The 4,556-nt window shown below is 36.4% G+C and carries 3 protein-coding genes and 1 pseudogene; 3 read left to right on the plus strand and 1 reads right to left on the minus strand.

Annotation, left to right across the window (positions count from 1 at the left end):
* Nucleotides 1-682 precede the first annotated feature (682 nt).
* The 3 genes from ACP6PK_RS31565 (at nt 683) to ACP6PK_RS31575 (ending at nt 3,095) form a co-directional block, all read left to right on the plus strand.
* A complete protein-coding gene (locus tag ACP6PK_RS31565) occupies nt 683-2,191 on the plus strand; it encodes a pyruvate kinase (RefSeq protein WP_426565750.1) in 1,509 nt (502 codons plus the stop codon).
* 296 nt (nt 2,192-2,487) lie between these two features.
* Nucleotides 2,488-2,700: a hypothetical protein gene (locus tag ACP6PK_RS31570; RefSeq protein WP_426565752.1), complete on the plus strand. Its 213-nt coding sequence runs from the start codon at nt 2,488-2,490 to the stop codon at nt 2,698-2,700.
* 188 nt (nt 2,701-2,888) lie between these two features.
* Nucleotides 2,889-3,095 (plus strand): ComC/BlpC family leader-containing pheromone/bacteriocin, encoded by a 207-nt coding sequence (locus ACP6PK_RS31575; RefSeq protein WP_426565754.1) that lies wholly within the window; start codon nt 2,889-2,891, stop codon nt 3,093-3,095.
* Nucleotides 3,096-3,713: 618 nt separating this feature from the next.
* Here ACP6PK_RS31575 and ACP6PK_RS31580 read toward each other — a convergent pair.
* A pseudogene (locus tag ACP6PK_RS31580) lies at nt 3,714-4,281 on the minus strand (Uma2 family endonuclease).
* Between the last annotated feature and the right edge of the window lie 275 nt (nt 4,282-4,556).

The following is a 4,556-nucleotide window of genomic DNA, read 5'->3' on the forward strand; positions in this document are numbered from 1 at the left end:
CTCATAAAGAGAGTTTGGGATTTGTTTGGGCTTGAAATTTGCTAAAGTCCCGTTATCTTTTTTAAGTAATAAATTCGGAGCAAAACAAAAAAATATCAATTACCACCCAACAAATTTTCTACCCACTGCCTTTCTGCCTCATACAAATAAGTTATTGTTTAAGTTTTAGTCTTTTAGTTTAAAAATTTTTAAGTTTGTCAGGGCTTGATGACAAAAAAGCAGAAAATTTGTCTGAAGTGGTTAACGATATTTCAATATTTTTAGCCCTTCCTCTTGATTGTATGATGGTATATACTCTACAATAATCGAAAGGAGAGTTATTGCTTAAAGTAATTTTGAAGGTGCAAATACCTATTATTTCGTTATTTTCAGAGGCAAATACTCTAAATTTTTCTGGGATGAATGACTAATTTTTCTCTCCTGATTTTTTGGCTAATTGACAAATTAGCAATTTTATGGTTATCAGGAAAATACAAAAATAGCCAATGATTATTTGTAGGAAACCAAACCCCAACAAATATCAATGATCACCCAATACATTTTCTACCCACTGCTTTTCCATCTCAGACAAAAGAGGCGGGGACTATATATCTATTTAATCTAAAACAAACTTAACTTTGGCGAGAGAATCTCAGAAGTAGATTTTGATATAAGGAAGGTATAGAGAATTGTATATAAAAAGATGAAACTAGAAATACCTCAACAGGATGCTTCTACTATTCGTATAGAAAGAATTGATCGATCGCTCCAAGCAATACAACAACTATGGTCAGAAGCGATCGCCCTGGAAATACAAGAAGCCGAAAACCTAGAAAAAATTTATCCCAATAATTGCAAAAGCGCCCAAAACCTGATTCATTACTTAGCAGTACGTCGCCATGATATCCGAGACTTACAATATGACCTTAGTATCTTGGGATTAAGTTCCCTCGGTCGGATGGAAGCTCATGTTATGGCCTCACTTCATGCAGTTTTAGAGGCACTCCATAGAATAGATAATCGTTCCATTCCACCAGAGCTACAAGCAGAATTATCTATAACCCACGAATTGGGAAACGCCATGCTGACAGAACATACTCTGGAGATATTAGGGCCTAAACCAGAACTTAGAAATGCTCGTATCATGGTGACAATGCCAAGTGAAGCTGCTGATGACCCTCAGATAATTCATAAATTATTAGCCAAAGATATGAATATCATGCGGATTAACTGCGCCCATGATAACCGGGAAGTATGGACAAAAATGATTCAACATTTGCGCCAAGCGGAAAAAGATTTAGGGAAGTCATGTCGCATTTCCTTTGACTTGGCAGGTCCAAAATTAAGAACTGGCAAAATTGAAGGTAAACATTTTTCCCTTTCCCAAGGAGATACTTTGGTAGTGAGACAGGGTGATATTCTCGGTAAACCATTTAGTAAAAATAAACCTCCAAGAATAGGATGTGATATGCCAGAAGTTTTCCGAGATGTGCGAATTGGGGAAAGAGTTTTCTTTGATGATGGTGTTATTGCTGGAGTAATTCGCCATGTCGAAGCAGAGGAATTTCATGTAGAAATTACTTCTGCGAAGGATGGTAAAGCTAAACTTAAGAGTGAAAAGGGTATTAACTTACCAGATACAGATTTGAAATTGCCAGCATTGACAAAAAAGGATTTGCAAGATTTAGAATTTGTTGCCCAACATGGGGATATGGTAGCTATTTCTTTTGTGCAGCATCCTACAGATATTGAGCAGTTAATTGGGGAGTTGGAAAAACTCAACACTGGGGAATTAGGAATTATTCTGAAAATTGAGAATCAAAAAGCTTTTAATCAACTGCCAAGATTATTGTTAACTGCTTTACGTCATCGACGGATAGCAGTTATGGTAGCGCGAGGTGACTTGGGTGTGGAAGTTGGGTTTGAACGTTTGTCGGAAGTGCAAGAGGAAATATTGTGGTTATGTGAAGCTGCTCATGTACCTGTGATTTGGGCAACTCAGGTTTTGGAGTCTTTGGCAAAAGGTGGTATGGCTTCTCGTGCAGAGGTTACCGATGCAGCAATGGGTAGTCGAGCAGAATGTGTGATGTTGAATAAAGGGCCATATATTGATAAGGCCATGCAATTTTTGTGTGATGTATTGCAGCGGATGCAGGCACATCATCAGAAGAAAATGGTAATGTTACGGCAGTTGAATGTTTCTAAGTTTTGAGGAAGGGAAAAGAGAAAAGGAGGAGATGGGGGAATATATATAGGAGGAGAAGGTTTTTATTATGGTTAATGAAGGGAAGGTGTATTAGAAGGCAGAAGAAAATAAGCGTCAAAAGTTAAAGGTAAGATTTGTTTGAATGCTGTGTGACTTTAGCAATTACCTCCTCCCCTCATCAAGTCAAAATTTAGTAATGTCGAAAGTAAAGGAAGTAATTCTTGTCAGTAGTTTCCGGAAAGATGAGAATGGTCGGTGGAAATTACATAAGTAATTCTTGTTGGTATTACGGAAAGAAAAAAATGGAACCAATCTTAAACAAAAAGCAAAGCAATTTTTCTAACTCAACCAATCAAAACTCTACTCAACCAACTACAAAACAAGCGGGTAAGCAAAACAACGAGATGTTTGTTTGTTTGGATGACAACGAACTAGATAAAGTGACGGGTGGGTGTCCTTTGGCTGCGGGGCCTTTGGCTGGATATGTTGGAGTTGCTTATATAGACGGTGAATGATGGGGCTCAGATGCAGACGAGTCCTGCGCAGACGAGTCCTGTAGATGTAGATGTGCAAGTTACACTCCCTATCCCTAAGCCTACCATAAAGATTAAGAAGTAATTCTTGTCGGTAGTTTCCGGAAAAATGAGAATGATAGGTGGAAATTGCATAAGTAATTCTTGTGGGTATTACGGAAAGAAAAAAAATGGAACCAATCTTAAACAAAAAGCAAAGCAATTTTCCTAACTCAATCAATCAAAACTCTACTCAACTAACTACAAAAGAAGCGGGTAACCAAAACAAGGAGATGTTTGTTTGTTTGGATGACAACGAACTGGAGAAAATTACAGGTGGAGGTTATAGCTTATCGGGTTATGGAGGTGCAGTTTATCTTATTGAGGCTTCTAGTTAACCACAATATCCTTATCCCTTATTAATTCAAGACTACCCCATCCCTTATTAATTCAAGACTACCCCGAAGTTGATCATAGATTAGAACTTAAAATATCTAAAATCTTTCTCCTCTACCCAAAGCGCTCTATTAGCTTACACAAATTAATCGACAACCTGTGCTAGTTCTTAGTTTTCCGATAATTGGCACGAGGGGTATTTTTTCTTGGAGCGCTTTTCCCCCCTAAATATGAAGAATAATCCCCTAAAAGTGTACCATCTCAATGGCGCTTTCTGGGGGTTTTTGTTTAGACTTGTACCAGGGAGACAGTCCTTTGTATAGCAATCTAAGCAAAGGGCACGGACATTTATAAATTCTCAAACTTAGTCATAGATTATTTTTGACTTTTGCCTTGTAGGTAGCGCTATATTTCTGGGCAGATTTTTCCAGAGTATTACTAAACTGCAAACAAACCGGATGCCATAAAATTTCAACTCGTGATTATTACATTGAGTAGTAATCTAATTAAGAACATCCAACTTTAAAGTTTCAAGGTTTTCTGCGTATTGTTTTTAGTTATTAATTTACCACCTAAAATCAAGATAGTTTATTAATTTACCACTTCAAATTAAAGATAGTTTATTCTTCTTCATCAAATACAGGCGGCCAAAGTTCAACAATAGATAATTCCCACTCACCAAATAGTTCAGGAATAGTCAACTTATCTCCATTTCTCAACTCAATTTCTTCAGCATTGGAGCGATAAACTACAACTATTTCCTCGTCTGGATCTATCAAAATTCCTACTTGCGCTCCTAAATTCTAAATACTTCTTGATTTTCTCTTTTAAAGGTTTAATTCTGTCACTTTGAGATTTAATTTCTATTACTAAGTCTGGTACTAATTCCCCAAAATAACGAACACTTTTTTTGAGACGTTGGGCACGAACAAAAGAAACATCAGGAACTTTGAGATTAGTATCAGGAAGAATAAAAGCACCACTAGAATCAAACAAACGTCCCAGACGACGTGGATAAACCCAATTACCTAATAACCTAATTAACTGAACGCCAACTTCACTAGAAATAATATCTGATGGACCCATAACTAATATCTTTCCTTCGTCTAATTCTAGTTGATAATCTAAACCTGCTTGATTAAGATTACCTTGCAATATTTCCAAGTCTTTAACTGTGAGATTTGACATATAATTTGATCTGAATTCAATAATTTTTCGGTAAACTTTGAACTATCTAGAGTAATGATAAATCTTGCCTTCTTGTCCTACCCTACATATATAGTAATTCTAAATATATCCTAACATTTTATCATAGGGTTTTAGTCTCCAAATCATGTTTTAGCTTGGGTTTGGAGACCAAACCCCTACAGTTCTTTTTCACACCAAATCATTGAGGATTACTATACTCTACCAATAATTATAATTATGACTGATAAACCAAGTCTGTACTAATCAGAATTAAT

It is taken from the genome of Dapis hubbardiae BLCC-M172 (genome assembly GCF_050016015.1).
Taxonomy (GTDB): Bacteria; Cyanobacteriota; Cyanobacteriia; order Cyanobacteriales; family Microcoleaceae; genus Trichodesmium.

Excerpts from the sequence above, each read along its gene's own strand:
- ACP6PK_RS31575 (WP_426565754.1), top strand. The coding sequence starts at position 2,889 with ATGGAACCAATCTTAAACAAAAAGCAAAGCAATTTTCCTAACTCAATC.
- ACP6PK_RS31570 (WP_426565752.1), top strand. The coding sequence starts at position 2,488 with ATGGAACCAATCTTAAACAAAAAGCAAAGCAATTTTTCTAACTCAACC.
- ACP6PK_RS31565 (WP_426565750.1), top strand. The coding sequence starts at position 683 with ATGAAACTAGAAATACCTCAACAGGATGCTTCTACTATTCGTATAGAA.